Origin of the sequence: Amycolatopsis sp. FU40 (genome assembly GCF_021903635.1) — a bacterium.
GTDB lineage: Bacteria > Actinomycetota > Actinomycetes > Mycobacteriales > Pseudonocardiaceae > Amycolatopsis > Amycolatopsis dendrobii.
On the sequence record NZ_CP091381.1, the window covers coordinates 2,127,272 to 2,152,361 of the forward strand.

At 71.5% G+C, this 25,090-nt stretch carries 23 protein-coding genes; 8 read left to right on the plus strand and 15 right to left on the minus strand.

Going from position 1 to position 25,090, the window contains the following annotated elements; all coding sequences use genetic code 11:
- Positions 1–5 precede the first annotated feature (5 nt).
- From L3Q65_RS10655 to L3Q65_RS10685, 7 genes are read right to left on the minus strand one after another with little or no spacing between them, the layout of a single operon-like run.
- The gene (locus tag L3Q65_RS10655) at positions 6–1,223 is read right to left on the minus strand and encodes an OmpA family protein (RefSeq protein WP_182894819.1); all 1,218 of its coding nucleotides are present in this window, start codon (positions 1,221–1,223) and stop codon (positions 6–8) included.
- Complete coding sequence (locus tag L3Q65_RS10660; RefSeq protein WP_182894818.1) at positions 1,220–2,053, minus strand: hypothetical protein; 834 nt, start codon at positions 2,051–2,053, stop codon at positions 1,220–1,222. The genes L3Q65_RS10655 and L3Q65_RS10660 overlap by 4 nt, the downstream gene beginning before the upstream one ends.
- Positions 2,050–2,478: a hypothetical protein gene (locus L3Q65_RS10665; RefSeq protein WP_237599536.1), complete on the minus strand. Its 429-nt coding sequence runs from the start codon at positions 2,476–2,478 to the stop codon at positions 2,050–2,052. The genes L3Q65_RS10660 and L3Q65_RS10665 overlap by 4 nt, the downstream gene beginning before the upstream one ends.
- Positions 2,475–3,290 carry a hypothetical protein gene (locus L3Q65_RS10670; protein WP_237599537.1) on the minus strand — a complete coding sequence of 272 codons (816 nt, stop codon included), beginning with the start codon at positions 3,288–3,290 and terminating at the stop codon, positions 2,475–2,477. The genes L3Q65_RS10665 and L3Q65_RS10670 overlap by 4 nt, the downstream gene beginning before the upstream one ends.
- Positions 3,287–4,042, minus strand: a complete 756-nt coding sequence (locus L3Q65_RS10675) for a hypothetical protein (protein WP_237599538.1) — start codon at positions 4,040–4,042, stop codon at positions 3,287–3,289. Before L3Q65_RS10675 ends, L3Q65_RS10670 begins: the two co-directional genes overlap by 4 nt.
- A 52-nt stretch (positions 4,043–4,094) precedes the next feature.
- Positions 4,095–7,184 carry a CHAT domain-containing protein gene (locus tag L3Q65_RS10680; protein WP_237599539.1) on the minus strand — a complete coding sequence of 1,030 codons (3,090 nt, stop codon included), beginning with the start codon at positions 7,182–7,184 and terminating at the stop codon, positions 4,095–4,097.
- A complete protein-coding gene (locus L3Q65_RS10685; RefSeq protein ID WP_182894813.1) occupies positions 7,177–8,229 on the minus strand; it encodes a hypothetical protein in 1,053 nt (350 codons plus the stop codon). Before L3Q65_RS10685 ends, L3Q65_RS10680 begins: the two co-directional genes overlap by 8 nt.
- Positions 8,230–8,367: 138 nt before the next feature.
- Between L3Q65_RS10685 and L3Q65_RS10690 the strand changes: the two genes are divergently transcribed.
- Complete coding sequence (locus tag L3Q65_RS10690; RefSeq protein WP_237599540.1) at positions 8,368–10,407, plus strand: hypothetical protein; 2,040 nt, start codon at positions 8,368–8,370, stop codon at positions 10,405–10,407.
- A 515-nt stretch (positions 10,408–10,922) separates the two neighbouring features.
- On the opposite strand, the gene L3Q65_RS10695 is transcribed toward L3Q65_RS10690, so the two are convergent.
- Positions 10,923–11,486, minus strand: a complete 564-nt coding sequence (locus L3Q65_RS10695; RefSeq protein WP_237599541.1) for a TetR family transcriptional regulator — start codon at positions 11,484–11,486, stop codon at positions 10,923–10,925.
- A 72-nt stretch (positions 11,487–11,558) separates the two neighbouring features.
- On the opposite strand from L3Q65_RS10695, the gene L3Q65_RS10700 reads away from it, so the two are divergent.
- Positions 11,559–12,731 (plus strand): FAD-dependent monooxygenase, encoded by a 1,173-nt coding sequence (locus tag L3Q65_RS10700; protein ID WP_182894810.1) that lies wholly within the window; start codon positions 11,559–11,561, stop codon positions 12,729–12,731.
- On the opposite strand, the gene L3Q65_RS10705 is transcribed toward L3Q65_RS10700, so the two are convergent.
- The 3 genes from L3Q65_RS10705 to L3Q65_RS10715 form a co-directional block, all read right to left on the minus strand.
- Entirely contained in the window at positions 12,692–13,372 is a 681-nt protein-coding gene (locus tag L3Q65_RS10705) for a cysteine hydrolase family protein (RefSeq protein WP_182894809.1), read from the minus strand. The two genes, L3Q65_RS10700 and L3Q65_RS10705, sit on opposite strands and share 40 nt — an antisense overlap.
- A gap of 181 nt (positions 13,373–13,553) precedes the next feature.
- Positions 13,554–14,480: a LysR substrate-binding domain-containing protein gene (locus tag L3Q65_RS10710; protein ID WP_182894808.1), complete on the minus strand. Its 927-nt coding sequence runs from the start codon at positions 14,478–14,480 to the stop codon at positions 13,554–13,556.
- A gap of 35 nt (positions 14,481–14,515) precedes the next feature.
- Positions 14,516–15,352, minus strand: a complete 837-nt coding sequence (locus tag L3Q65_RS10715; protein WP_220508206.1) for an alpha/beta hydrolase — start codon at positions 15,350–15,352, stop codon at positions 14,516–14,518.
- A gap of 156 nt (positions 15,353–15,508) precedes the next feature.
- Between L3Q65_RS10715 and L3Q65_RS10720 the strand changes: the two genes are divergently transcribed.
- From L3Q65_RS10720 to L3Q65_RS10740, 5 genes are read left to right on the plus strand one after another with little or no spacing between them, the layout of a single operon-like run.
- Positions 15,509–16,966 carry a 2-hydroxymuconic semialdehyde dehydrogenase gene (locus L3Q65_RS10720; protein WP_237599542.1) on the plus strand — a complete coding sequence of 486 codons (1,458 nt, stop codon included), beginning with the start codon at positions 15,509–15,511 and terminating at the stop codon, positions 16,964–16,966.
- Positions 16,963–17,694, plus strand: coding sequence for a 2-keto-4-pentenoate hydratase (locus tag L3Q65_RS10725; protein WP_237599543.1), 732 nt, complete (start codon positions 16,963–16,965; stop codon positions 17,692–17,694). Before L3Q65_RS10720 ends, L3Q65_RS10725 begins: the two co-directional genes overlap by 4 nt.
- Positions 17,691–18,122, plus strand: a complete 432-nt coding sequence (locus L3Q65_RS10730) for a RidA family protein (protein ID WP_237599544.1) — start codon at positions 17,691–17,693, stop codon at positions 18,120–18,122. The genes L3Q65_RS10725 and L3Q65_RS10730 overlap by 4 nt, the downstream gene beginning before the upstream one ends.
- Positions 18,119–18,643, plus strand: coding sequence for a 3-hydroxyanthranilate 3,4-dioxygenase (locus tag L3Q65_RS10735; protein WP_237599545.1), 525 nt, complete (start codon positions 18,119–18,121; stop codon positions 18,641–18,643). The genes L3Q65_RS10730 and L3Q65_RS10735 overlap by 4 nt, the downstream gene beginning before the upstream one ends.
- Positions 18,644–18,645: 2 nt before the next feature.
- Positions 18,646–19,620 (plus strand): amidohydrolase family protein, encoded by a 975-nt coding sequence (locus L3Q65_RS10740; RefSeq protein ID WP_182894802.1) that lies wholly within the window; start codon positions 18,646–18,648, stop codon positions 19,618–19,620.
- Here the strand turns inward: L3Q65_RS10740 and L3Q65_RS10745 are convergent.
- Together L3Q65_RS10745 and L3Q65_RS10750 are read right to left on the minus strand one after the other, a co-directional pair.
- Positions 19,617–20,939 (minus strand): NtaA/DmoA family FMN-dependent monooxygenase, encoded by a 1,323-nt coding sequence (locus tag L3Q65_RS10745; RefSeq protein WP_237599546.1) that lies wholly within the window; start codon positions 20,937–20,939, stop codon positions 19,617–19,619. The two genes, L3Q65_RS10740 and L3Q65_RS10745, sit on opposite strands and share 4 nt — an antisense overlap.
- A gap of 16 nt (positions 20,940–20,955) precedes the next feature.
- Positions 20,956–22,071 (minus strand): LLM class flavin-dependent oxidoreductase, encoded by a 1,116-nt coding sequence (locus L3Q65_RS10750; RefSeq protein WP_237599547.1) that lies wholly within the window; start codon positions 22,069–22,071, stop codon positions 20,956–20,958.
- Positions 22,072–22,214: 143 nt separating this feature from the next.
- Here L3Q65_RS10750 and L3Q65_RS10755 point away from each other — a divergent pair, with 143 nt between their 5' ends.
- Positions 22,215–23,075, plus strand: a complete 861-nt coding sequence (locus L3Q65_RS10755; protein WP_237599548.1) for an aminoglycoside phosphotransferase family protein — start codon at positions 22,215–22,217, stop codon at positions 23,073–23,075.
- Positions 23,076–23,124: 49 nt separating this feature from the next.
- Here the strand turns inward: L3Q65_RS10755 and L3Q65_RS10760 are convergent, their stop codons facing one another.
- Positions 23,125–23,904 carry a nitroreductase/quinone reductase family protein gene (locus tag L3Q65_RS10760; RefSeq protein WP_237599549.1) on the minus strand — a complete coding sequence of 260 codons (780 nt, stop codon included), beginning with the start codon at positions 23,902–23,904 and terminating at the stop codon, positions 23,125–23,127.
- A gap of 64 nt (positions 23,905–23,968) precedes the next feature.
- Complete coding sequence (locus tag L3Q65_RS10765; protein ID WP_182894800.1) at positions 23,969–24,991, minus strand: LLM class flavin-dependent oxidoreductase; 1,023 nt, start codon at positions 24,989–24,991, stop codon at positions 23,969–23,971.
- Positions 24,992–25,090 lie beyond the last annotated feature (99 nt).

Here is a 25,090-nt window from a genome sequence, read left to right on the forward strand (position 1 = left end):
TCCGGTCAGCCGCACGAGAGCTCGACCACCACGGACCGGTTCTGGGCGGCGGCGACCGGGTCGAGCGTCCCGTCCGGGCCGATGTCCCGCACGCGGCCGGGCCCGTTCTGGCCCGCGCCGACGGTGGTGATGCGGTCGGCCGCGATACCGGCCTTGACCAGCAGCGCCTTCACGGTTTCGGCGCGCTGCTTGGACAGCGTCACGCTGTCGGCGGGCGAGCCGAACGTCGCGGTGTTCCCGGTGAGGGTCACTTTCTGCCCGCCGGCGAGCTGCGAGACCAAGGTCTGCAAGGTGTCGTGGGCCCCCTTTTCGTCGCGCAGCCGCGCCGTGTTCGGCAGGAAGCCGACTGGCCCGCTGTCACGCAGCACGGTCGTGCCGCAGGGCCGAAACACCGGCGCCGCGGGAACGTCGACCTTCGAGACCGGCAGGTCGGTTTTGACCGTGTCCTGGCGCCGATCGGGAAGCGGGAGGACCGCCGTGCATGTGGCTCCCGCCTTGGCCGCGACGGCCTGCCACAGCGCGACGACCTTTTTCTGGAGGCTGCCGTCCAAGGCCGGTTGCGGATCGGCGGTGAGGCCGAGCCCGGCGAGGAACACCGCTTTGTTCTTCAGCTCCGGCAAAAGGTGTTTCGCGGCAAGGAAGTTCGCCAACTCGCCGGGGTCCGCGTCGAACATCGCACTGTCGCGGAAGGAGATCGTGCCGGTCGTGGAGAGGCCCGAGTCCATCAGCACGACGGTGCCGCCGTCGCCGGTGAGCTTGCCCGCCTCGGACAGCGCCGTCAGATCGTCCGCCTCCGGCTTCTTCGGGCCGAGGCCGGAGACGGCCTGGGCGACCTGCTGGACGGCGCTCGCGATCTCCTGTTTGCGCTGGGACTCGTTCTTGCCCTTGATCACCGGCGAGATCTTGAGCGCGCGGGAGGGCTGGCCGTCGACCCGGAACACCTGGACGCTCTGCTGGTTCTGCACCGCGGCGGAGAGCAGGTCCTGCACCCCGGCGGCGACGGCGGGCCGCTGGCTTCCCGCCCGCGCGCCCACGACCAGGCTGACCGGCTTGTCCGGCGCGGCGGTGCAGCCGTCTGCCGCGAGGCCGGTCCCGGCGGCTGTCGAACCGCTGGCCGAACCGCCTGTCGGAGCGCACGCGGAGAGCAGGGCAGCCGCGGCGGCGAACGCCAGCGCCGCGGGGAACGGCCTTCCGCTGTTTCCGCGGGGTCGCAAGGAGATCATCGTCCGTCCTTCGGTTCGGGGTTGTTTTCGCCGGCCTCCGGCGCGGGCGGCCTGCGTTCGCCGGGATCCGCGCCGCTGCCGAGCAGCCGTATCCGCGCGTCGGCCACGAGCTTGGCTTCGAGGCTGTCCAGCAGCGCGAAGTGCAGGCGCATGTCCTGGTCGGCCCGCTGCCGGATCTCCCGGACCTGGGCGGAGAGCCGCTGCGCCACGACCAGCCCGGCCTCCAGGTCGGCCAGCCGCGCCGCCGCTTTCGCCCGTTTGGCCACCGCGCGCGCCCACTGCTGGGCGGCGGGGTTGTGCAGTTTGTAGGCCATCGCTCCGGACAGGACGCCGGTGCCGAGGTACAGCGCGAGGAACAGGATCGCCGACAGATGGCTCGCCTGGCCGGAGGCGGCCTGCAGCTGCGACTGGGACTGGCCCTCGACTTCGACGGTGGTCCCGGTCTGGTCCGACGAGACGTAGAACCAGCGGAACAGGAAGGCGGCCAGCCCGAGCGTCAGCCACACCCCGCCGCACGCCGCGGCGAGCGAGCGCGCGTTCGGCGCGTGCCGCTGGACGGACGCTTCCTTCCACTGTTTGCCCGCGAAGTGCGAGAGCGCGAGGCAGACGACGGTGAACCCGCCGACCAGGATCCACAGCTTCCACGGCTCTTCGTTGATCGCTTCTTCGAGGACCTGGTCGAACGCGACGACGTCCACCGCCGCCGCGGCCACGAGCGCCAGGTACTGCAGCCCGGTCGTCCACGGCAGCCCGACGATGAGCGACGCGTCGCCGCGGATCACCCTGCGACGCTGGGAAAGGACGGTGATCGGCCGCCTCGGCTCGGTCATGGCTTCCCGCCCTTGCGCTCGCTGCGGCGGATCGGTTCGTGGTACGGCGAGTCCGGGTCGGTGACGCGTTCCAGCGCGTGCGCGACCGCGGCGTCGAGGTCGTCCATCACGTCGCGCTGGTCTTCGCAGCGGATGCGGCGGGATTCGAGCAGGGCCTCGGTTTCGGCTTCCAGCTTCCCGATCTCGATCAGCAGCCTGTTGTGCTGGTCTTTGACCTCGACGACCCACTTGGCCTTGTGCGCCTGGATGTAGGCGTCGAGCGGCGCCGCGGCGCCCGCGTCCGGCCCGAGCTCTTCGATCTTCCGGCTGACGTCCCGCGCCAGTTCGGCGACCGCGACCTCCGGCGGCGCGGGCTCACGCAGGTTCCGCAGCCGGCGCTCGATCGGTGCCGGGATGCTCTCCGGCCGGTTTTTCCTGATTCTCATGCGGGTTGCTCGTAGTTCTCCGGCTCGGCGCCGGCGTCGGGGGCGGACTCGGGTTCCGGCGCCGCCGGGCGGAGGCGCTCGACGACGTGCAGCAGTTCGTACCGGCGGCCGAGGGATTCCGGCGGGCCGCTCGGGTCCTCGAAGACCCACGAGGGCAGCACCTGGCTGGTGTAGCGGATCAGCGGAGCCAGATAGGCGCCTTCGGCGTGGGCGAGCACCAGGTGCTCCCAATAGGTGGCGACCCGCATCGCGCCGCGGGCCCCGGCCTGTTTGGCCCTGGTCTGCGCGAGCGCGAAGTCGGAGCGGGCCGCCTGCTCCCCGGCGGCGATCCGGCCGCCCAGCTCGTCCAGCTCGTGCTGCATCGCGGCTTCCCCGCCGCGCGCCGCCGCGATCCTCCTGGCCCGAGCGGCCTCCCGGCGGCTGCGCAGGACGGTGTCCTGGCCGGGCTGGGCCTCGATCCGGCTGCGCGGGAGGAGTTCTTCCGGAGTGAGCGGGACTTCCGCGGAGACGACGCCGTCGGTCGCGCGCTCGAGGCCCAGTTTCGTGTCCGCGTACCGTCGGCGCAGCGCACCGAGTTCTTCGAACCGCGGCTTGTTCTGCCGCACGTACTGCGCGAGCTCGGCGGCCATCTCGTCGAGGGCGACGCTCTGGAGGTACTGGGGATAGGGCGCGGTGATCGCGCCGTCGTCGGCGACCATGGCGAGCACGTCGTTGTAAGCGGGGGCGCGCAGCCGTCCGTCCCTGCGTCCGCGTCTGCGGTCGGCGCGCCACTCGCGCTTGTCGTAGCCGGTCTGGCGGACGGACCTGGTCATCGCCGCTCCTTCTCGATGCGGGCGTCCCGGTGCCGGGACAGTGCCGTGCGGTGCCGGATTCCCAGCCGGGCCAAGGCGTTCGCCTGGACGCGCAGCTCGTCGGCCACCGCCTGGCCGGGGAATCCCGCTTCCGGGACCGGGATTTCGACGACGCTCAACGCCGCCAGCGCGGACAGCGGGTCAGCGAGCCCCTCCGCGGCACGTACGGCTTGCTGGGCCTGGTCGAGCGCTGCCGCGAGGGCTTTCCCGGTGCTGGTCTCAGCGAGACCGAGCCGTTCCCCTTCGCCGAGGACGGTCCGGCCCAGCGCGATCAGCCGGGTGGTGCTGTGCCCGAACTGCTCGGAGATCTCGCGCAGCTGCGGGTGCGTGCTGGCCAGCGGCGCCACGTCGGTCTCCTCCCACGCGCTGTCGTCCGGCCGGTGCTCGCGCATCGGCTCGGCGGTCGTCGTCACGGCGTCTGCTGTGATCAGGACGGACAGGTCCGCGGGATCCCCGGCGGCCCGGGCTTCGCCTGCCCGCAAGGCGAGCGCGATCCGGTCCTGGCGGGCCAGCACCTCCGCCACGTCGCGGCAGAGACTCCGCAGCCGCGGCCGGGCGGCCGGTTCCCGCGCCAGCGCGCTCATGCGCTCCAGCGCGTCCGCGATCAGCGTCCGGTGCCGCCGGATCCGGACCGCCGCCGCGACCCGCGCCGCGCCGACGAGCAGCAGCCCGGCCGCCCCGGCCGCGACCGCGATCCACCCGAGTTGGTCCACGCCTCACCCCACAGATCCGCCCACAATCCCGTCTGACGGACGGCCGTGGCGGTCATGCCCCGAGCAGAGCGAAGCCGCCCCAGCGCGAAATGTGCGCCGAGCCGTTGTCCGGGGCGAGCATCGACAGTTGCGCCCGGCGGAAGGCGGCCGCCGGGCGAGCCGGATCCTCGTCGAGATACTGCTGGAACAGCGAGAACAGCACCGGCGCGGGCGAATGCGGCCATGCTCCGCGCACGACGACGCGCGCACCCGCCGCGAGGAACGCGCTGGACGGTTCGAGCGCTTCGTCGTACGAGGAACGCGTGGCGTGGTCCGCAGTGCAGGCCTGCAACACCAGCTCGCCGTCCGCGAGCCCGGCAGAGTCCATCGCGGAGCGACGAGTGAGCAGGCCCGCCGAGGGGACCAGGGTGATTTCGACGTCCTCCACCAGATACCGGCGTCCGGAGCCGGTTTCGCGCCAGGCCGCCGCCCACGGCGCAGCGCCGAGCGCCCCGGCCGGAACGAGCGCGATTCTCGGCACCCGGCCGGGCGCGGCGGCCTGCGCGGCGGCGAGCACAGCGGCGCCGCCCGCCAGCCATGCCCAGCCGCCGAGCGCGTCCAGCGCCGCGGGCTCGCGGCTGGGATCCCGGGTGAACGGCTCGGCGGCGAGCAGCGGCAGCCTGCTGCTGGCGACCGGGCCCTCGGCGGGCACGACCACCGCGGTGCCGCCCGCCGCCGGATCGTGCGGAATCAGGTAGACGAGCGCGTCCAGCCCGCGGTCCCGCAGCGAACGGCGGATCTCGTCCGGCCCCGGCGGCTCGGCCAGCGTTCGTTCGTCCTCTTCGGACAGCTGTGCGGCCACTCGTCGGCGAGCCGCCTCATCAGCGCTCTGAGCAGACGGCCAGGCCTCGGCGAGCTCGGCCCGTCCGGTCTGGCCGAGGCGGTCGCGGAGCAACTCGGCCCCGGCACCGCGGGCCAGCGCCGCGCCGCGTTCGGCCTCGACGACGCGGACGAGGTCGTCGAGAGCGTCGTCCGCGTGGCACCAGCCCGCCGCCGTCCGTGCGAACCGGTGCACCGGCGTGCTCGGTTCCCACTGCGGGAAAAGGAAAATCTGCCAGGTCTGCCGGGCCAGCGCGCGCAGGGCGACCTGTCGGCTGCGCGCGAAGTCCCCGGGCCCGCCGCGCCGCCGGAGCAGCCGGCAGAGCTGCTCGTCGACCGCGGGCTGCCCGCTGTCCGGACGCTCCAGCGCGCGTTCCAGGTCCTCGATGGCGGGCTCGGCCTCGTCGCCGTCGTGCCCGCCGAGGACCATCTGCGCGGACACGAAACCCCGGATGCGCCGGACGAACGGGCTCGCCGCCGCTTTCTCCGGCAGTTCGCCGCACATCCGCAATACCTTGCGATAGGCCGCGGTCCGGGCGGCCAGATCGCCGTTCTCCACCGAACCCGCCGCTTCGCCGAGCGCGGTCAGCAGCGGCAGGAGCGCCGCGCTCTCCTCGCCGGGCCGCGCCGCCTCGGTCGCGGCGAGATCCGCCACCATCTGCTGAATCCCCGGACCGAGCGGCTGCTTGCCGTCGACCATCGCCTGCAGTGCGGTGCGCTGGTCCAGCATCTTCAGCAGGCTGTCCGCGTCGAGGAGGCTTCGCACGCCCTCGTCGTGCAGCGCAGCGCGGAGCGGGCCGGGATCCCGGTAGCCCAGCAAGACCGGGATCATGTCTTCGAGCACGGCCGCGGCCGCGCCCAGTTCAGGGCTCCGGCCCTCCTCGTCGTGCTCGCTCATCCGGCGGAGAGCGTCCGCCGTTTCCGCGAAGACTTCCTGCATCAGGCTGACGTCCAGCGGGAACCGGTCGGCGATCCACTGGCCGCGCAGCTGGGCGGTCCGGTACGCCAGGAGCGCCCGCGCGGCATCCGGTCCGGCGAGCGCTTCGGCGCGGGCCTCGGCCAGCATCGCGTCGACGTCGCACCGGTCGGCGACCGCGTCGCCCCCGAAAGCGTCCAGTGCCGCGGCGAGGCCGCTGATCCTGCTGCTGTGCAACGGAACGACCACGCCGGGATCGACGTCGGCGTGCGTCAGTGCCCGGGTCGCCCATTCGACCGCGGGCCAGGCGTGTTCGTGGCCGGAGAGTTCAAGCAGCGACTCGTGCAGACCGGCGAGCACGACCTCCGACCCGGGCGCGCGCTCGGGCGTCCCCAAGACCTCAGCGGCGGACGACAGCACCGGGGCGTCTTCACTGGTGCAGCCGCGAACCTGAAGAAGGAGCGCGCAGCAAACGGTCTCGTGGTCGTTGAGGCCCGCCGACGCGCGTTTGGCCGCGTAGGAGGTGATTGCTGTTTCCAGTTCGGCGGTGGCCTCGCCGTCGCTGGTGCAGAAGATTTCGTTGGCGACTTCCGCCACGATGCCGTGCGCATCGGGCAGCCGCTCGGGATCGGCGGCGAGCAGTTCGAGCAGCTTCTTCGCGGCGGCGAGGGCCTCGGTGAGCAGGCTGCGGTCCGCGCCGGCCAAGTACAGCTGTTCGAGGACATCGACGAAGAGCTGCCATCCGTCGACGCAATCGTGGCCCGCTTCGGCCAGCGCCGGCGCAGTGAGCGCGCCGCGCAGGAGGTCCGCGGCGCGCTCCAGATCGTTGTGGTCCCCGGTCAGCGGATGGGCCCATCGCAACGCCCACGCCCGGCCCAGTGCGAAGTAGGCGGCGTTCAGGGAATCGGTCCAGGACAAGGAGATCCTGTCGAGAGCTCCGGTCAGCTGCCGTGCGCGCTCGGCGGTGACGGCCTCGGTGCGCAGCAGGGTGGCGACCATCTCGCTGGCTTCCACCGCGGCGGATTCCGCCACCTCGGGCGGGCTGCCCGGCGCGGAGGCGGCGGCGAGCAGGCAGGAGGCGGCGGTCTCGTAGTCCGCGGCAGAGCCGGTCTCCTCGGCGATCCAGCCGTGCGCGCAGCCGAGCACGCGCTGCCAGTGCGGAATCGACGGGTGGCCGGACGCGGTGTCGACGGCGAACCCGACGAGTTCGGCGGCGAGGCGCAGTTCCTCGACGCTGGCGTCCGGTCCGAGCGCTTGCAGAAGGCCGATCCCCGCGTCGGCGGCGTCCTCCGGCTCGACCCGGCCCGGATTTTCCCGGAGCAGCGCCGCGATCCGGTCCGCGCCGTCGTGCGCACCTTCATCAGCCACGGTTCACCTTCCCCTGCCTCGCCTCGATGACCGCCTGGACGCGCGACATCACGTCGTCCAGGCCCTGGGGGTCGGACAGCAGGGACTCGGCGCGCTGCCGGGGCAGGAAACCGTTGTCCGCCAAGCCGCGCAGCGCGGACCGCAGGCTGGTCTCCCGGTCGTCGGGCGGCACTCCGGCGAATCCGGTGACGACCGTGTCGACCACGACCGCGTCCGGGTCGGCGCTGGCATCGCGGAGTTCGACGGCGGCGAACGCGGCCTGCGCGCTCGGGTCGGCGACGCAGTCGCTGCCCCATTTGGACGCGTCGTCGTCGGAAAGCGAGGCGACCGCGCTGTCCGGGCGGCGTCCGAGCGGGCGTTCGATGTAGGCGTCGTACCAGCTCACGTACTCCGGAGCGGCCCGGGTCCCGACGTTGACCCGTGCGCCAGTGCTGCACACGCACTGGATCGTGGCGAGCATCGCGGGGATCCGCTCCACGTAGTACGGCACGGGCTTCCCGAACTCGGCGGCGCAGCGCTCGGCGATCCGGCGCACCAGATAGCCGCCCGAAGGCAGCGGGGCGGAGTAGCCCGCTTCGTCGACAAGGTGCCCGAACACCGCGCGGTGCTCTTCGTCGGGAAGCGCGAGTCCGTAGCGGTTGCTGCGCACCTGCTTGGGCTTCGCCTGCGCACCGCGGGCACAGCGGTAGGACCGGAGCACGTCGTGGACCCGTTTGCGCACGTGGACGCGCACGGCGCCGGGCGGATTCGTGATCGTGGCGCCGTGCTCCGTCAGAAAGATCATGACGACGTGCAGGACGTCGGCGACGAGATCCCGGCAGACGCATTCGCCGGAGAGCACGAGACCGGACGCCGGTTCCGGGCCCGCCGCCGGGCCGTAGCGGAGCTCGCGCAGCACGAGGCGCAGATCGCAGCGGGCGACCCGGTGGCTGGCGTGCAGCCGGTCCCGGGTTTCGCGGAGCTCGTCGACCGCGGCGCGGACGACGTCGGTGGGCAGTTCGGGGGAAGGACGGCAGGGCCGGACAGGGGAAGAGAGCGTCTTCATGCAGAAATTCCTACACTAACAGAAGTTAATATGCGAATGTGTGGCTAAGGGTGACATCGCGGGTCACGTTCCGTGCCGGGGTCCGGGGCAGTGGAGGCCGGCTGTGACACCATTGGCCTAGCGGAGGTGGAGTGCAGGATGGTGTTGCTGCCCGCGGTTGTGCCCCAGCTGGTCGAAAAACGGTCGGAACTGGTGCCCGCCCGGCTGGCCCGCAAGGTCGCGCCGCTCTTCGGCGTCCCCGCCGAGCAGAACCCGTTCCGCCCGCTGACCTGGGTGTGCGACTTCACCGCGATCACCGTTTCGGAGATCGCCCGCGGGGCCCCGCTGCCGACCCGGGCCGCCGCCGCCGAACTGCGGGAAGAACAGCACGAGGGCGGATGGTTCGTCCGCGACCGCGCGGTCCTGCCCGGCACCCGGGGCGCGCTGCCCAACGAGATCGTCGCGGCCACGATGAACCGGTTCGGCCCGGACACCAAGGCGGCGGTCGTGCTCACCGCGGCGAACGTGCTGCTCGGCCCGGCCGCCGAAGCGGTCCGCACCGCGCTGGCGATGCTGCGGCCGGCGGACGGCCGCGAGCTCCCGCCCGTGCAGTGGCTCGCGGCGTGGGCCGCGACGGCGATCGAGATCTACCGGTCGCAGCCCGCTCTCGTCTCCGCCGCGCTGACCGCGAGGGTGATCCAGCGCGCGTCGCTTTCCGCCCCGCGGTTTCCGTTGTCGCCCGCGGTGGCCGCGCAGGCGCGGGCCCGGTGCGAGATCGGCGCGGTCACGGCCGAACGCGGTCCCGATCCGGTCACCCGGCCCCGCGACTTGGACTTCCTGGACGGCATCGGCGCCGCCCGGCTCAACTCCGTCGGGGTGCTGCCGGGCGCGGGGGCGGAGGAGCCTGCCGGGCTGCCCGCCGGGCTCGGCGACCGGATGGTCGAGCGGCTGATCGGCCTGCTGGTCGAGATGGGCGCTCCCGGCGGGGTGGCGCACCTCTGGGTCACCGAGCGGATCCCGGGGCAGGAACTGGTGTCCGCCATGGTCCCGTCGTCCGGGCTGGTCCGGGAACTGGTCGAGGCCTGGGCCGCCGAACCGGGCTCGCTGCCGGGACGGGACGAGCCAGGCGACGCGCTGGCCGGTGCGCTGGCGGTGCCCTTCCGGCTGCCGCGGCCCGCCGAACTGGCCGCGCTGCCGCTGCTCGCCCGGCGCGCGTTCGTGCTGGCGGCGACCGGGATCGTCCGGCAGATGGGCTTGCTCGCGCCGTCGGAATGGCTGGCCGGGCCGCGGTTCGCCGAACTGGTGCACGACCTGTCGGATCTGCTCGGCCGGGTGTTCGAAGCGGACGATCCGGTGGTGACCGACACCCGGCTGCGCTTGGCCGTGCAGCTGGCGGGAGCCGAACGGCATGCCGGTCGTGCCGAGCCCGCGTCCGCGCGAGCGGTGCTGGCCGCCGCCGATGCCTGCCTGGAAGCGGGGGAGGCGGGCCGGATCGATCCCGGGCTGCTCGCCGACCTGCTGGTCGTGGCCTGCATCGAGCTGAACGCGCTGCGGTCGGCCGGCTTGCGGGGCTTCGGCATCGGGACCGCATTGCGCCGGTACTGGGCGGCATTCGCCGACACCGTCGAGGTCGACCTCTTCGCGCCGGGCGCCGATCACAGCGGGCTCAGTTTCCAGCTGCACAATTACGCCGCTTTCCTGGGAGCCAACAAGGACAACGCCGAGGATCTGCGCGCCGCGGTCCGGCTGTTCGAAACGGCGGTCATCCCCGGCCGGACCCGGCTGTACAACCGGGACCGCGACATCAGGCCGCTGGCGCGCAGCCGGTACCTCGCCGCGGACGCCGCTTCCGGCCTCGCCTCCCTGCTGACGGACAGCGCCGAGGCCGAGCGGTTCGCCCGGCAGGCTTACGCGTGGCTGCAGCAAGTCCTGGCCGATCCGCTCTACCAGCCGCACCGCCTGCGGCCGGTGCTGGGCGACAGCATGTTCGCGGTGCGTGCCGCGCCGGTCCTGCTGCAGGCGGTCGAACTCGGAATCGCGGAGAACCCCGCCGCGGACATCGCCCGGGCCGACGAGCTGGTGCGGCTGGTCGAAACGTGGCTGAAAGAGACGGCGGACGACGGCCCGGGGCATTCGGGCCATCAGCTCGCCGTTCTCGATTTGCGCGCGCGGCTCGCGGCCCTCGGTTTCGCCGGCTGAAGACACCGGAATTCCTTTCCTGGCGTGCGGTTTTCCGTGCGCTCCCGCTGCTCGCCGATCCGCGGCCGCCGGCGCGGACCGTCCAGTGGAGGGCGGAGGTGATCGGCGATGCGCGGTGGCGGAGGAAACGGCGACGACGACGGCGGCGGCAATTGACCGCAACGGAATCCTTTCGGGAGCACGGCAGTCGTTCCGGGACCGGGAAACCGCGGTTCCGGAACGACTGCGTTCCGCGGGAGTTGTTGGCAGGCGGGCAATTCGGGGTTGAAACGATGCTGCGGAAAGCGGGAAGCTGCCGGGGAGTCGGTTCGCCCGCGCGGATCGTTACAGCGCGGACGCCGAGCACCGGAGCCGGCCCCGCAATGAGCGGATTCCGTTTGCCGGCCGGTGTTTTCCGGTTTCCGCGAGCTGTTCCAGTTTGTTGCGCACTGCCTTATCGGACGGCTGCCGAAAGAATGCGGATCAGCTGTTTTCGCCGCGGGAATTGCGGTGGCGGAAACAATCCGGACCTGGTATCAGGCGGGCGGCGCCACCGCGGTGGCGATCAGCGCGCGTGCCGCGATCTCGATCCGTTCTTCGTCCCCGGTCACGATCCGGTCCAGGCACAGCCCTCGCAAGCCGGAGATCAGCAAGCTCGCCCGGGCCGCCGCGTCGGGTTCGGCGTAGCCCAGTTTCCGGTACACCGGCACCAGCGGGTCCACCATCGCGGTGATCGCTTCCCGCGCGACGGTCAGGTAGCGCTCCGGCTGAGTCGGGGCCAGCGCGAGCACCTGGAACAGAATGTGGATCGGCCGCTGCTGGCGGCCGCGGGTGATCGCGTGCCACAGGGCGTGCGCGGCGGCGGCGAGGGATTCTTCGTCGTGCACGGAGCGGAACAGTTCGGCGACGTCCGGGCGGCTCGCGGCGATCGCTTCGGTGATCAGGTTTTCCCGGGTGCCGAAGTAGTACAGCAGCATCCGCTTGCTCGTCCCCAGCGCTTCGCCCATCGGCGCGAGCGACAGGTCCGCGATGCCGTGCGTCGCGAGGTAGTCCACGGCCTGCTTCAGCAGTTCGGCGCGGCGGCCGGTCCCGGAATCCACCCCTTGACTGTACCGATCGGTACGCCGTACCGTCCATCCGTGTACCGATCGGTACACGGGCGAGGAGGGCTGATGGCGGGCAAAGCGCTCTCGGTGGCGATCGCCGGCGGCGGGATCGGCGGGCTGACGCTCGCGCTCGCGTTGCGGCAGCGCGGGATCGGGGCGGAGGTGTACGAGCGGTCGGCGGAGTTGCGCGAGGTCGGTGCGGCGGTGGCGTTGGCCGCCAACGGGTCCCGGGTCCTCGCGCGGCTGGGGTTGCGGGACGAACTGGCCGCGTGCTCGGCGGTGCCGACGGAGCTGGTCTACCGGCATTGGCGGAGCGGACAGCGGGTGGTCGCCCATCCGATCGGGGACGCCTACGAGGAACGGTTCGCCGGACCGTACTTCGGGATCCATCGGGCGGATCTGCAGCGGATCCTGGCCGGTGCGTGGGGCAAGGTCCATCTTGGCCGGCAGGTGACCGGGGTCGTCGCGGACGGGGCGCGGTATCGGCTCGCATTCGCCGACGGGACAAGCGAAACCGCCGATGTGGTGGTGGGCGCGGACGGGGTGCACTCAGCCGTGCGCTCGTGGGTGGACGACGCGCCGCTTGCCCGGTACTCGGGGTCGAGCGGCTTCCGGGGCCTGGTGCCGGCGGAGCGACTGCCGTCGTTGCCGGACGCGGGGGCGATCCAGTTCTGGATGGGGCCGGGCGGGCATCTGCTGCATTACGCGATCGGCGACGGTTCGGTGGTGAACTTCCTTGCGGTGCTGGACGAACCGGACGTGTGGACGGGGGAGTCGTGGACCGAGGACATCCCCCGTGAGCGCATCGAAGCGGCCTTCGAGGGCTGGCATCCGGCGGTGCGGGAGACGGTCGGCGCGACGACGCTGTACCAGCGGTGGGGGTTGTTCGGCCAGCACCCGCTCAACCGCTGGCATCGCGGCGGTGTGGTGCTTCTTGGCGACGCCGCGCACGCGATGCTGCCGCACCACGGGCAGGGGGCGAACCAGACGATCGAGGACGCGGTGACGCTCGCCGAGTGCCTCGCGCGGGATTCGCGCGAGGCGGCGCTCGCCCGGTACGAGAAGCTGCGGCGGCCGCGGACCCGGGCGGTGCAGCGGAGTTCGTGGGTGGCGAATGCGCTGCTGCATCTGCCGGACGGTCCGGCGGCGGAGGCCCGGGATGCCGCGTTGGGGCGGATCGGGGAGACACTGGAGTGGATTCACTCGCATGACGCGCTGACGGCCGCAGAGCGCGGCTGAGCAGCTCCCTTTTCCGCGAGCGCCTTGAATTCCGCACTCGTGAGCACGTCCGCAGTGGACTGAGCGAGCACTACCAGCGTCGCCGCATGGACCTCGGCGGCGGACATCGCGCCGTGGCCGAGATCCGGATGGTCGTAGGTGGCGCACGCATCGGACAGCACCCCGGTCCGGAAGTCGCGGAACATCGCGTCGCGGACGGTGGCGTGGACGCAGTCCTCGGTGGTCACGCCGGTGGCGATCAGGGTGTCCACGCCGCGCCCGCGGAGCTGCATCTCGAAATCGGTGCCGTAAAAGGCGCTGTAGCGGTGCTTGGGGATCAGCGGTTCGTCCGGGCGGCGGTCCGCTTCGGAGTACAGGGCGGCGCCGGGCGTGCCCTCGATGAGCGCGTCGCCGGCGGCGATCGGCGGGTACAGGTCGGCGAACCGGCCCATGTCGGAGCCGTCGGGGCGGTGGACGTGGGCGGTGAAGAACACCGGGACGCCCGCGGCGCGGCAGAAGCGGATCGTGTCGTTGAGGACGGGGATCATGGCGCGTCCGGCCGGGGATTCCAGCGGGGCGCCGGGAGCCAGGAAGTCGTGCTGCATGTCGATGACGACCAGTGCGGTGCGGGCCGGATCGACGGTGGACAAGCGGTAGCCCATGGAACGCTCCTTCCGCGGAGGTCCATGAAGTATCACGGGTTGTCGTCGGTCGTCAAGAAAACGACAGGTTGGATTGTGCTGCCGAGGTGCGTGCGGGGAACCTTCACGCATGGGGTGCGGCGCAGACACGGTCCCGTGAGCATTGATCGAGTGTTTCGGCCAGGTTGGCGTCCTGCCTGAATCAGGCGTCTTCGATCTGCGCGGCGACGGTGTGCAGGGATTCGATCAACGCCTGGGTCGCCGGGTTCAGCCTGCGGCCGGCGGCGAGGGTCAGGCCGACGCTGTGCCCGATGTTCTCCAGCGGCGTCGGCAGCGTGACCAAGCGCGGGTCGTCCATGCCGAGGAGGCCGGGGAGCGCGGCGACCATGGCGGTTTCGGTGAGCAGCTGCCGCACGGTCAAGAACGACGTCGCTTCGACGCGGTTGGCGGGCAGGTCGAGGCCGTGCTGGGCGAAGAGGCTTTCCAGTTCCTGGCGCAGCACTGTTTCGGTGCCGGGCACGATCCACGGGAACTCCGCCAGGTCCTCCAGCGAGACGTTCCCGCGCGCGGCGAGCGGGTGGTGCGCGCCGGCTACGACGCGGATCGACTCCTGGTACAGCGCCCGCCGCCGGGTGTCTTCCGTGCCGGGGCCGCTCAGCCTGCCGACGATCACGTCGACCCGGCCCGCGGTCAGCTCCACCAGCAGCGATTCCGGCGTTCCCTCCCGGACGACCACCGTGACCAGCGGATGGTCCTCCTTGAGATGCGCGATGGCCCGCGGCAGCAACAGGTTCGATCCCGCGAGGTGGATGCCCGCGACGACCCGGCCGCGCGTCGCGTCGGCGATCTCCACGACGTGCCGCGCGGCGTGGGTCAGCTGGGCGAGCACGGCGCGCGCGTGTTCGGTGAACGCGGTCCCGAACTCGGTCGGCGTGATCCCGCGCGGCCCGCGTTCGTAGAGCGGCACGCCGAGGATGGCTTCGAGATCGTGCAGGCCGCGCGTGACGACCGGCTGCGTGACGTGCAGCGCGGCGGCCGCGCCGACGACGCTGCCCTGTTCGGTGAGGGTGTCCACCAGCACGAGGTGCCTGAGCTTGAGGCGGCCGTCGAGCAGGCGGGGCATCTCCATTCCGGCGACATTACTGTCCGGGACGGCTTCCGGCGTCACGAGAGGGCGAGCCGGACCAGCGCCTGGCTGAGCGCCGAGCGCGGGTCGGCCAGGTCGAGGAAGACGTCGAAGTGGTTGCGGCCGGGCACGACGGTCAACGGACCGGCGGCGGGCCAGTGCGCGTGGAAAGCCTTGCTCTGCCGGTGGAATCCGGCGGCTTCGTGTTCCGCGACCGCTACGTGCAGCGGCGCGGCGCCGGGTTGCGCGAGGATCGGGCTGAGGGCTTCCGCGCGCGTGGAGTCGAGCGTCAGCCACGCGTTGGCGAACGAGTCGACCAGCGGGCGGACGTCGAAGAGCCCGCTGATCGTCATCGCGCCTTTGACGACGTCCTCGGGCAGTCCGGCGGCACGCTGCCATCCGGCGACCGCGGTCATCGCGGTCAGGTGGCCACCGGCCGAGCTGCCGACGACGTGGATGCGCTCGCGGTCGAGGCCGTGCTCGGCGCCGTGGTGGTGCACCCACGCGACGGCGGCGCGGACCTGGCGCACGATCTCCTCCAGCGGAGCCGCGGGAGCGAGCGTGTAGTCGGGCGCCACGGTGGCGATTCCGGCGTCGGACAGCACCCTTGCCATGAACGCGGTGTCGTGGCGCGAGAGCATCCGCCAGTAGCCGCCGTGGATGGCGAGGACGACGGGGCGCAGCTGTCCGGGGGAGATGCCCCAAACGTCCAGCCGCTCGTCGCTGAGCGGGTCGAAAGCCAGGCCGGCGACACCGTTCAGCCTGGCGGTGGCGGATTCGGACGCGGAGCGGTAGCGGGCCATCGCGGCGTCGAATTCGGCCGCGGTGACCGTGGCCTGCGCGCTGTAGTCCCGATCGACGTTCGGATGGTTCACGGGAGTCATCCTTCGCCGCTGCCGTCATGCCTGGCCAATGCTCATTTCGGCGAAAGCCATGCCGATCGAGGCATGGCCGAGACATGTCCGGACAGCTATGGGAGCGGCGGCAAAGAGCATTGGCCAGGCATTCCGGACGTCCCTACGGTCAGCTTCATGGCTGCGGAACTGCACAACGTCGTCGGCGGGACCCGGGTCGCCGGGCGGCGCACCTTCGAGAAGATCGACCCGGTCGACGGGTCTCTCGTCGCGCACGTCCACGAGGCCGGACCGGACGTGGTCGACGCGGCGGTCGCGGCCGCGCGCGCCGCACTGGACGGGCCGTGGGGACGCGCTTCGGTGGCTGAGCGCAGCGCCTTGCTGCGCCGGATCGCCGACCGGATCGAGGAGCGGTTCGAGGATTTCGTCGCCGCGGAGGTCCGCGACACCGGAAAACCGGAGCACCTGGCGCGCGACCTGGACGTGGCGCGGGCGGCGATGAACTTCCGGTCCTTCGCGGACACGGTCGCGGCGGCCGGTCTCGACTCGTTCCTGACGGATCTGCCCCACGGCCGGAAAGCGCTGAACTACGCGGTGCCCAAGCCGCTCGGCGTGGTCGCGGTGATCGTGCCGTGGAACCTGCCGCTGCTGCTGTTGACCTGGAAAGTCGCGCCCGCGCTGGCGTGCGGGAACGCGGTAGTGGTCAAGCCGTCCGAGGAGACGCCCTCGACCGCCACCCTGCTCGCCGAGGTGATCGCGGAGGCGGGTGCGCCGACCGGGGTGTATAACGTCGTTCACGGCTTCGGGCCGGACTCCGCCGGGGAGTACCTCACCGCCCACCGCGGCATCGACGGCGTGACGTTCACCGGCGAATCCCGCACCGGTTCGGCGATCATGCGCGCGGTCGCTCCGTCGGTGCGGCCGGTTTCCTTCGAGCTGGGCGGAAAAAACGCGGCGGTGGTGTTCGCGGACTGCGACCTCGGGAAGACCCTCGACGGACTCGCCCGCTCGGTTTTCCTGAACACCGGGCAGGTGTGCCTGTGCACCGAGCGGGTCTATGTCGAGCGATCCGCCTTCGACGCGGTCGCGAACGGGCTCGCCGAGCGGGCGAAAGCGTTGCGGCTGGGCCGGCCCGGCGCTCCTGAAACCACGACGGGGCCGTTGATATCCCACCAGCACCGCAAGAAAGTACAGTCCTATTTGGACCTCGCGGTGGCCGAGGGCGCGACGGTGCTCACTGGTGGTGCGGTGCCGGAACTCGGGCCGGATCTGGCGGGCGGGTCGTGGATCGAACCGACGTTGTGGACCGGGCTGGACAACTCCGCGCGGGTCGTGCGCGAGGAAGTCTTCGGGCCGGTCGCGGCGCTGATCCCGTTCGACAGCGAAGAGGAAGCCGTCCGGCTGGCGAACGACACCGACTACGGGCTCGCCGCCGCCGTGTGGACGACGAACCTGGAGCGCGGCCACCGCGTCGCGCAGCAGATGCGGGTCGGGATGGCCTGGGTCAACACCTGGTACCTGCGCGATCTCCGGTCGCCGTTCGGCGGCGTCGGGCTTTCCGGCATCGGCCGGGAGGGCGGCCTGCACTCGATGCACTTCTACACCCAGCCGACGAATGTGTGCGTGCAGCTATGACTGTCGAGGACCATGCCGAGCGGCTCGACCGGGCGACCGCCACCGGGCAGGCGATCCCGCAGCTCACCAGCACGGAGCCGATGAGCCTGGCGACGGCGTACGCCGTGCAGCACGCCGGAATCGCGCTGCGCGAAGGGCGCGGGGAGACGCTGGCGGGCGTCAAACTGGGCTTCACGAGCAAGGCGAAAGCCGAGCAGATGGGCGTCTCGGACGTGATCATCGGCTCGCTGACCGACCGGATGCGCATCGAGGACGGCGGGACGTTCGACGTCGGCCGCGGCGTGCATCCGCGGGTCGAACCCGAGGTCGCGTTCCGCCTCGGCCCGGACGCCGGGATCGTCGCCGTCGCGCCCGCGCTGGAGATCATCGACAGCCGGTACCGCGACTTCGAGTTCAGCCTGGCCGACGTCGTCGCCGACAACACCTCGGCCTCGGCGTTCGTGCTGGGGCCGTGGACCCAGCTCGACCGGCTGGACGCGCTGGCCGTGGACCTGCTTTTCGACGGCGAGGTCGTCGCGACCGGATCGACCGCCGACATCCTCGGCGACCCGCTGCGGGCCCTTCCCGCCGCACAGCGGATGGCGGCCGCGTACGGGCATCGCCTGCGCGACGGGTCGGTGCTGCTGGCCGGTGCGGCGACCGCGGCGGTCGCGTTGAGAGCGGGCACGCACGTCGAGGCCCGGGTCGCCGGGCTGGGTTCGGTTTCTGTTCACACGGTGGAGGGATGAACGTGGCGCAAGCCCATGTCGTCGCCGGGAAGGCGACGCCGCGCGGGCGGTTCCCGCACGTGAAAGTGGTCGGGGACCTGGTGTTCGTCTCCGGCACCAGCAGCAGGCGGCCGGACAACACGTTCGCCGGCGCGGAGGCCGACGAGTTCGGCGTGACCGCGCTGGACATCCGGGCGCAGACGCGCGCGGTGATCGAGAACGTCCGCGACATCCTGGCCGCCGCCGGAGCGGGTCTCGAAGACCTCGCGCAGGTGACCGTGTTCCTGGTCAACATGAACGATTTCGGCGGCTACAACGAGGTCTACGGCGAGTTCTTCGACGAGAACGGCCCGGCCCGCACGACCGTCGCGGTGCACCAGCTGCCGCATCCGCATCTGCTCATCGAGATCCAGGCGATCGCCCGGATCCCCGGCAAGGAGGAACGATGACCGCCATCCCGCCCGTGTTCGACTTCGCGAAGTGGATCGCCGACCACGAGGACGAGCTGAAGCCGCCGGTCAACAACAAGCAGATGTGGGCCCCGATGGGCGATTTCATCGTGCAGGTCGTCGGCGGGCCGAACCAGCGCACCGACTACCACCTCGACCCGTACGAGGAGTGGTTCTACCAGTACAAGGGCGACATGCACGTCAACCTCATGACCGAGGACGGCCCTCAGCGGGTCGACATCCGCGAGGGCGAGATGTGGATGCTGCCGCGCAACGTGCACCATTCGCCGCAGCGTCCGCAGGAAGGGTCGATCGGGATCGTGATCGAGCGGATCCGCGAGGAGGGGACGCTCGAGAAGTTCGTGTGGTTCTGCCTGGAGTGCGACGCGAAGGTGCACGAGGTGGAGTTGCAGGTGCGGGACATCGTGGACGACCTGCCGCCGGTGTTCGAGCAGTTCTACACCTCCGAGGAAGCCCGGACCTGCGGCAACTGCGGCACGCTGCATCCCGGGAAGGGCTGAGCGTGCGCGCGATCGACGTCCACAGCCACTTCGTCCCGCACGGCTGGCCCGACCTCGGCGAGGGAATGCCCTGGCTGCGCGCGGAAACCGAACGCGAGGCCGTGATCATGGCCGGTTCGGACGAGTTCCGCCGGATCCGGTCCGACTGCTGGGACGCCTCCGTCCGGCTGGGCGACATGGACGCCGACGGCATCGAGGCGCAGGTCGTCTCGCCGACGCCGGTGTTCTTCGGCTACGACACCAGCCCGGGCCAGGGCGAGAAAATCGCCCGGGTCTTCAACGACCTCGCGCTGGAGATCTGCGCGCCCGCGCCGGGCCGGCTGATCCCGTTCTGCCAGGTTCCGCTGCAGGACACCGACGCCGCCTGCCGCGAACTGGACCGCGCGGTCGCGGCCGGGCACCGCGGTGTGGAGATCGGCAACCACGTCGGCGACCGCGACCTCGACGACGCGGGCGTGGTGACGTTCCTCCAGCACGCGGCTTCGCTCGGCGTCCCGGTATTCGTGCACCCGTGGGACATGCCGGACGCGCCGCGGCTGGACCGCTGGATGGCGCGGTGGCTCACCGGAATGCCCGCGGAGACGCATCTGTCGATCATCGCGATGATCCTCGGCGGGGTGTTCGACCGGGTGCCGCCGAGCTTGCGGATCTGCTTCGCCCACGGGGGCGGGTCGTTCGCGTTCTGGTTGGGGCGGTTGGAGAACGCCTGGCATCAGCGGGCGGACATCATCGCTACCTCGGAGAAGCCGCCGTCGGAGTATGTGGGCCGGTTCAGTGTCGATTCGGTGGTGTTCACCGAGCCGGCGTTGCGGAACCTGGTCGACACGCTCGGGGCGGAGCAGGTGATGGTGGGGAGTGACTACCCGTATCCGCTCGGGGAGCGCCCGGCCGGCGGGGTGGTGCGCCGGGCATCGTTCTTGGACGAGGCCTCGCGGGAGTTGTTGCTGCGGGGGAACGCGAAGCGGTTCCTTGGCTAGGACAACCCGAGATGGTCCCGCAGCGCAGGCCCGCTGTAGTCCTCCCGGAACACCCCGCGTTCCTGCAGCCTCGGCACCACCTGGTCGGCGAACTCGTCCAGCCCGCCCGGGGTCACGTGCGGGACCAGGATGAAGCCGTCCGACGCGTCGGCCTGGACGAGGTCGTTCATGGCCGACGCGACGGTCTCGGGCGAGCCGATGAAGTTCTGCCGTCCGGTGACCTCGATGATCAGTTCCCGGCTCGACAGGTGCTTCGCCTCCGCCAGCTGGCGCCATTCGCGTGCGGTCGCGATCGGGTCGCGGTGCATGCGGACGCTCGCGCGGCCCTTCGAGATCAGGTCGCCGACCACCGGGTCGAACGACGGGAGCGGGCCGTTCGGGTCGTGGTCGCTGAGGTCGGTGTTCCAGAGCTGTTCGAGGAACTTGATCGCGGTCTGCTCGCTGACCTGCTGCAACCGGACCTCGTGGGCGAGTTCGTGCGCTTCGGCGTCGGTGTCGCCCAGTACGAAGGTCGCGGCCGGGAGGATGACCAGTTCGTGCGGGGAGCGGCCGTATGCGGCCAGGCGGCCCTTGACGTCGGAGTAGAACGCCTGGCCTGCTTCGAGCGTGCCGTGCCGGGTGAAGATGGCGTCGGCGGTCGCGGCGGCGAATTCGCGGCCTTCTTCGGAGTCCCCGGCTTGGATGGTGACCGGGCGGCCTTGCGGGCTGCGCGGGACCGGGAAGCGGCCGGAGATGTCGAAGTGGGCGTCGTGGTGGGCGAAGTCGCCGCCGTCGGCCAGGAAGCGGCCGGATTCCTTGTCCGCCAGCAGCTCGCCGCCGCGCCAGGAGTCGAAGAGCTCCCATGCCGTACGCAGGAAAGTTTCGGCGCGCGAGTAGCGCTGGTCCTGGGGCAGGAATCCGCCGCGGCGGAAGTTTTCGCCGGTGAACGCGTCCCAGGACGTGACGACGTTCCACGCGGCGCGGCCCGCGGAAAGGTGGTCCAGGGAAGCGAATTGGCGGGCCACCTCGAATGGTTCGTTGAAGGTGGAGTTGATGGTTCCGGCCAGGCCCAGGCGGTCGGTGACGGCGGCCAGTGCGGACAGCACGGTGAAGGTGTCGGGGCGGCCGACGACGTCGAGGTCGTAGATTTCGCCGCCCTGTTCCCGCAGGCGCAGGCCTTCGGCGAGGAAGAAGAAGTCGAACTTCGCGCGTTCGGCGGTCTGGGCCAGCTTGACGAACGAGCTGAACTCGATGTGGCTGCCCGCTTCGGGATCGCTCCACACCGTGGTGTTGTTGACCCCGGGGAAGTGCGCGGCGAGGTGGATTTGCTTGGCAGTCATGGAAATCTCCCGGGACTCAGGCGGCGTAGCGGTTGGCCGGGCGCGGCAGGCCGAGCAGCCCGCGCAGGGTCGAGGCCTCGTATCCGGTGCGGAACGCGCCCCGGTCGCGCAGTTCGGGGACCAGCGCGCGGGCGATGGCGGTCAGATCGTGCGGCAGGGCGCCCGGGCGCAGCCGGAAACCGGTCAGGCCCGCGGCGTGCCAGTCGAGCAGGAGGTCGGCCAGCTGAGCCGGGGTGCCGGTGAAGACGTGGGCGTCGGAGGCGAACTCGGCGCGGTCGTCCAGCCGGGCTTTGCGGTCCGCGGCGGCCTGCCCGGTTTCGTCGAGGAAGACGACGAGGTCGGCGAAAACCTGAAGGGGCGCACCGATTTCGTCGATGATCGACGCGGCGTGTGCGCGGTCGTTCGGGGTCACGTACACGACGTCGGCCTGGCGGGCGGCGAGGCGATAAGCGTCGGGACCGTGCGCGAGCGCGGCGACGATCGGCTGGCCCTGCGGCGGCCGCGGCGTGATGGACGGGCCTTTGACAGAGAACCAGCGGCCCTCGAAGCCGATGTAGTGCAGTTTGCCGCGGTCGATGAACCTGCCGGTGGCGACGTCGCGGATCTCGGCGTCGTCCTCCCAGCTGTCCCACAGCCGGCGCAGCACCTCGACGTAATCGGCGGCTTCCTCGAAGAGTTCGGGCGCCTCGGGCGGCGTGCGGCGGCCGAAGTGCCGGAACTCCGCAGCGCTTCCGGACACCTGCACGCGGACCCCGGCGCGGCCGGTGCTGACGTAGTCGAGCGTCGCGATCGCCTTCGACAGGTGGAACGGCTCCGTGTGGGTGACGACCGCGGTCGGGATCAGGCCGATGTGCGAGGTCAGCGGCGCGATCCGCGAGGCGAGCAGCACGGCGTCCAGGCGGGTTTGCGCGCGGTCGGCGCGGGCCGTCGGCTCGGCGGGGTCGCGCAGGGAGAGGAAGTCCTCGAAGGTGACGAAGTCCAGGTGCGCGGCTTCGGCCTCCTGGACCAGTCCGGTCCAGTATCCGGCGGTGAGCAGGTCGGCCGGGCGGGCGTCCGCTTCGCGCCACGCGGCCGGATGCCAGCCGGCGCCTTCCAGCGCGACGGCGAGCCGTGGTCCGGTGAGCCCTGTCATGCTGCGTCCTTTCCCCGTGGATGCCAGCAGTGTGGCGCGGAGTCCGGGGCCGGGGCGAGGAGTAACCAGCGTCTGGGACAGTCGGCGGGAACGGGAATAAACCGGTTGCCCGGCGTCAGGCCGACGCGGTTTGCTCGACGCTGATGAATCGGATGCATGCCGGCGAAGCGGAAATCGACGACGACCTGGTCCGTCGCCTCGTCGCGGCCCAGTTTCCGCGGTGGGCCGGGTTGCCGGTGTCGCGGGTCGCCTCGTCGGGAACGGAAAACGCGATGTTCCGGCTCGGCGACGACCTGGTCGCCCGGCTGCCGCGGCTGGAACGCGGGGCCGCCGAGATCGGTCACGAACAGCGCTGGCTGCGCTGGCTCGCACCGCGGCTGCCGGTCGCGGTGCCGGAGGTGCTCGCCGAAGGACGGCCGGGCGAGGGCTTCGCCTGGGACTGGTCGGTGCTGCGCTGGCTGCCCGGCGTCAACCCGGATTTCGGCGACGCGCGGGTGGCGCGGGACTTGGGCGCGTTCGTGAAGGCGTTGCGCGGCCTCGGCACTTCCGGTGCGCCGGAGGTCAGCCGGGGCCGTCCGCTGCGCACGCGGGACGCGCCGACCCGGGAGGCGATCGCGCAGCTCGGCGGCGATCCGGCGTATGCCGAGGCATGGGAGAAGGCGCTCGCGGCGCCGGAGTGGGCCGGGGATCCGGTGTGGCTGCACGCCGATCTGTCGCCGGGGAACGTGCTGGTCGACGACGGCGGGCTGAGCGCGGTGCTGGACTTCGCGGGAGCCGGGATCGGCGACCCGGCGGTGGACCTGATCCCGGGGTGGAACACGTTCGCGGCGGCTGAGCGGGAGGTGTTCCGCGAGGCAGCGGACGTGGACGACGCGACGTGGGAGCGCGGCCGGGGCTGGGCGTTGTCGATCGCGCTGATCCAGCTGCCGTACTACCGGGAGACGAATCCGGTGCTGGCGGCGAATGCCCGGCGCACGATCGAGGCCGCGCTGGGCGACTCGTGAGTGCCTGTGCCGGTTCTCGCCGGCATCGCCGCGCACGAGGGTCTCTGCGCTAGTCCAGGTCGATCCGGATCGTCAGCAGGTCGGTCCCGAACGCCTGGACCGCCGTGCTGTTCAAACGCGGCAACGACTTCAGCCGCGCCCGGGCGTCGTCGTCGGGAAGCAGGTGCGCGACCCCGCGCAGCCAGCGGCCGTGCAGGCGCAGCCGGACGCGCGGGTCGGCCTGGATGTTGCGCACGTACTGCGACCGCTCGCCGAATTCGGACACCAGCCAGAATTCCTGTCCGACGCGGCGGCCGCCGATCGGGGTCTGGCGGGGCAGACCCGAGCTGCGGCCGGTCGTTTCGAGCAGCGTCTGGCCGGGGAGCCGCGACAGGACGGGGTTGCCGAGCCGCCGCTGGAACGTCGTGACGAGCTGGTGCTGCAGATCGCCGGGCCGCGAGGCCCCGGCCGCGTGGCGCAACCGCGCCGGGATGACGAGTTCGTGGATCGGTGCCGCCAAAGCCCACAGCTGGCGGGCGGGGAACCGGTCGTAGGTGACTTCCGTGGTCCAGTACACGCGGTCCGCGTCGAGGTGCACGATGTTGCGCGTGGTCATCAGCGGCGACGGTGCTTCGAGCACGACGCGGTCCGGCGTCGCCGAGGCGATGGTCCAGCCCAGCACCCGGTCCGGCGACAGGCGGGTGGTCAGGCCGAGGCCGAGCCACCCGGTGCGCAGGAAGGCCCGCATCGGCGGCGGAGCGTCCTCCCAGACCGCGCGAGCCCACGCGAGGGCCTCGCGCTGGTCCCCGGCAGGACGGGGAATGTCCACTGTGGACGTGAAATCCGGCACCCTGCCACGCTAGCACCGTTGGGGTGTCGTGGGTGTTTACGCCGGTCGGAACCGGCGTAAACACTCACGACGCCGGCTTCCAGCCCAGCTCCGGACCCAGCCGGGTGGCCAGATCGGTGAGGATCTGCACGTAGTCCTCGTGCTCGAAGGTGAACGGCAGCGCGAAAGCGACCTCGTCGATCTCGCGGAAAGCGGCGTGCTGGTACAGCTGCGAGGCGATTTCAGCGGACGTGCCGACGTAGTCGCGCGAGAACAGCAGGCCGCCTGGGCCCTGCGGGGTTTTGGTGCGCGGCAGGCGTTTTGCCGCGTAATCCTCGTACTTGGCGCGCTGCCCGGCCGTGGCGCTGTCGGTCGGAATCACCACCAGGCCTTGCGAAACCCGGGCCCGCGCCCCGTCCGGATGGTGCGACCGGAACGCGCGCACGTGCGAGAGCTGGATGCTCTCGAAGTCCGTCGAGCCCTCCTCGGCGCGGACGACGCTGCTGGTCAGGTAGTTCATCCCGGCCTGCCCGGTCCAGATCGCCGAGCGGGTGCTCGCGCCGCCGTACCACAGGCGGCCGGCCAGTCCGGGCGAATGCGGCTGGACGCGGTCGGAGAACGTCTCGATGCCTTCGACGCCGCTGAACGTCGAGGCGCGCTCGCCGCGGATCAGCGACAACAGCCGCGACACCCGGTCGTAGCCGAAGTCTTCGCGGTCGCCGGTGTCCGGGTACAGCGCGCCCCGCACGTCCTCGTAGTGCATCGGCGGGCTGACGCTGACGCCCGGGTTGAGCCGTCCGCCGGACAGGACGTCGACGGTCGCCAGGTCCTCGGCGAGGCGCAGCGGGTTTTCCCAGCCGAGCGGGATGACCGCGGTGCCGAGTTCGATCCGGCTGGTGCGCTGGGTGGCCGCGGCGAGCACCGCGACCGGCGACGAGATGCCGTACTGCAGGTGCCGGTGGCGGACCCAGGCGCTGTCGAAGCCGAGCTGCTCGCCGAGTTCGAGCACGCGCAGCGTGGATTCGTGGCCCGGCCGCGGGTCGTCGCCGTCGAACAGGCCGATGGTCAGGAAACCCAGTTTGCGCAGCGATTGCGTTTCGGTCGGCACGACGCGTCCTTCCTCGGGTGAACTAAGCCGGAATAACCGCGGACCGGCCCAGGTTGTTCCGGCTCGCCGGCACACACGCAGAACACTGGGGAGTACGCA

Excerpts from the sequence above, each read along its gene's own strand:
- L3Q65_RS10665 (WP_237599536.1), bottom strand. The coding sequence starts at position 2,478 with ATGAGAATCAGGAAAAACCGGCCGGAGAGCATCCCGGCACCGATCGAG.
- L3Q65_RS10750 (WP_237599547.1), bottom strand. The coding sequence starts at position 22,071 with ATGACAGGGCTCACCGGACCACGGCTCGCCGTCGCGCTGGAAGGCGCC.
- L3Q65_RS10655 (WP_182894819.1), bottom strand. The coding sequence starts at position 1,223 with ATGATCTCCTTGCGACCCCGCGGAAACAGCGGAAGGCCGTTCCCCGCG.
- L3Q65_RS10720 (WP_237599542.1), top strand. The coding sequence starts at position 15,509 with ATGGCTGCGGAACTGCACAACGTCGTCGGCGGGACCCGGGTCGCCGGG.
- L3Q65_RS10725 (WP_237599543.1), top strand. The coding sequence starts at position 16,963 with ATGACTGTCGAGGACCATGCCGAGCGGCTCGACCGGGCGACCGCCACC.
- L3Q65_RS10730 (WP_237599544.1), top strand. The coding sequence starts at position 17,691 with ATGAACGTGGCGCAAGCCCATGTCGTCGCCGGGAAGGCGACGCCGCGC.
- L3Q65_RS10660 (WP_182894818.1), bottom strand. The coding sequence starts at position 2,053 with ATGACCGAGCCGAGGCGGCCGATCACCGTCCTTTCCCAGCGTCGCAGG.
- L3Q65_RS10710 (WP_182894808.1), bottom strand. The coding sequence starts at position 14,480 with ATGGAGATGCCCCGCCTGCTCGACGGCCGCCTCAAGCTCAGGCACCTC.
- L3Q65_RS10690 (WP_237599540.1), top strand. The coding sequence starts at position 8,368 with ATGGTGTTGCTGCCCGCGGTTGTGCCCCAGCTGGTCGAAAAACGGTCG.
- L3Q65_RS10745 (WP_237599546.1), bottom strand. The coding sequence starts at position 20,939 with ATGACTGCCAAGCAAATCCACCTCGCCGCGCACTTCCCCGGGGTCAAC.
- L3Q65_RS10685 (WP_182894813.1), bottom strand. The coding sequence starts at position 8,229 with ATGAAGACGCTCTCTTCCCCTGTCCGGCCCTGCCGTCCTTCCCCCGAA.
- L3Q65_RS10700 (WP_182894810.1), top strand. The coding sequence starts at position 11,559 with ATGGCGGGCAAAGCGCTCTCGGTGGCGATCGCCGGCGGCGGGATCGGC.
- L3Q65_RS10705 (WP_182894809.1), bottom strand. The coding sequence starts at position 13,372 with ATGGGCTACCGCTTGTCCACCGTCGATCCGGCCCGCACCGCACTGGTC.
- L3Q65_RS10755 (WP_237599548.1), top strand. The coding sequence starts at position 22,215 with ATGAATCGGATGCATGCCGGCGAAGCGGAAATCGACGACGACCTGGTC.
- L3Q65_RS10670 (WP_237599537.1), bottom strand. The coding sequence starts at position 3,290 with ATGACCAGGTCCGTCCGCCAGACCGGCTACGACAAGCGCGAGTGGCGC.
- L3Q65_RS10735 (WP_237599545.1), top strand. The coding sequence starts at position 18,119 with ATGACCGCCATCCCGCCCGTGTTCGACTTCGCGAAGTGGATCGCCGAC.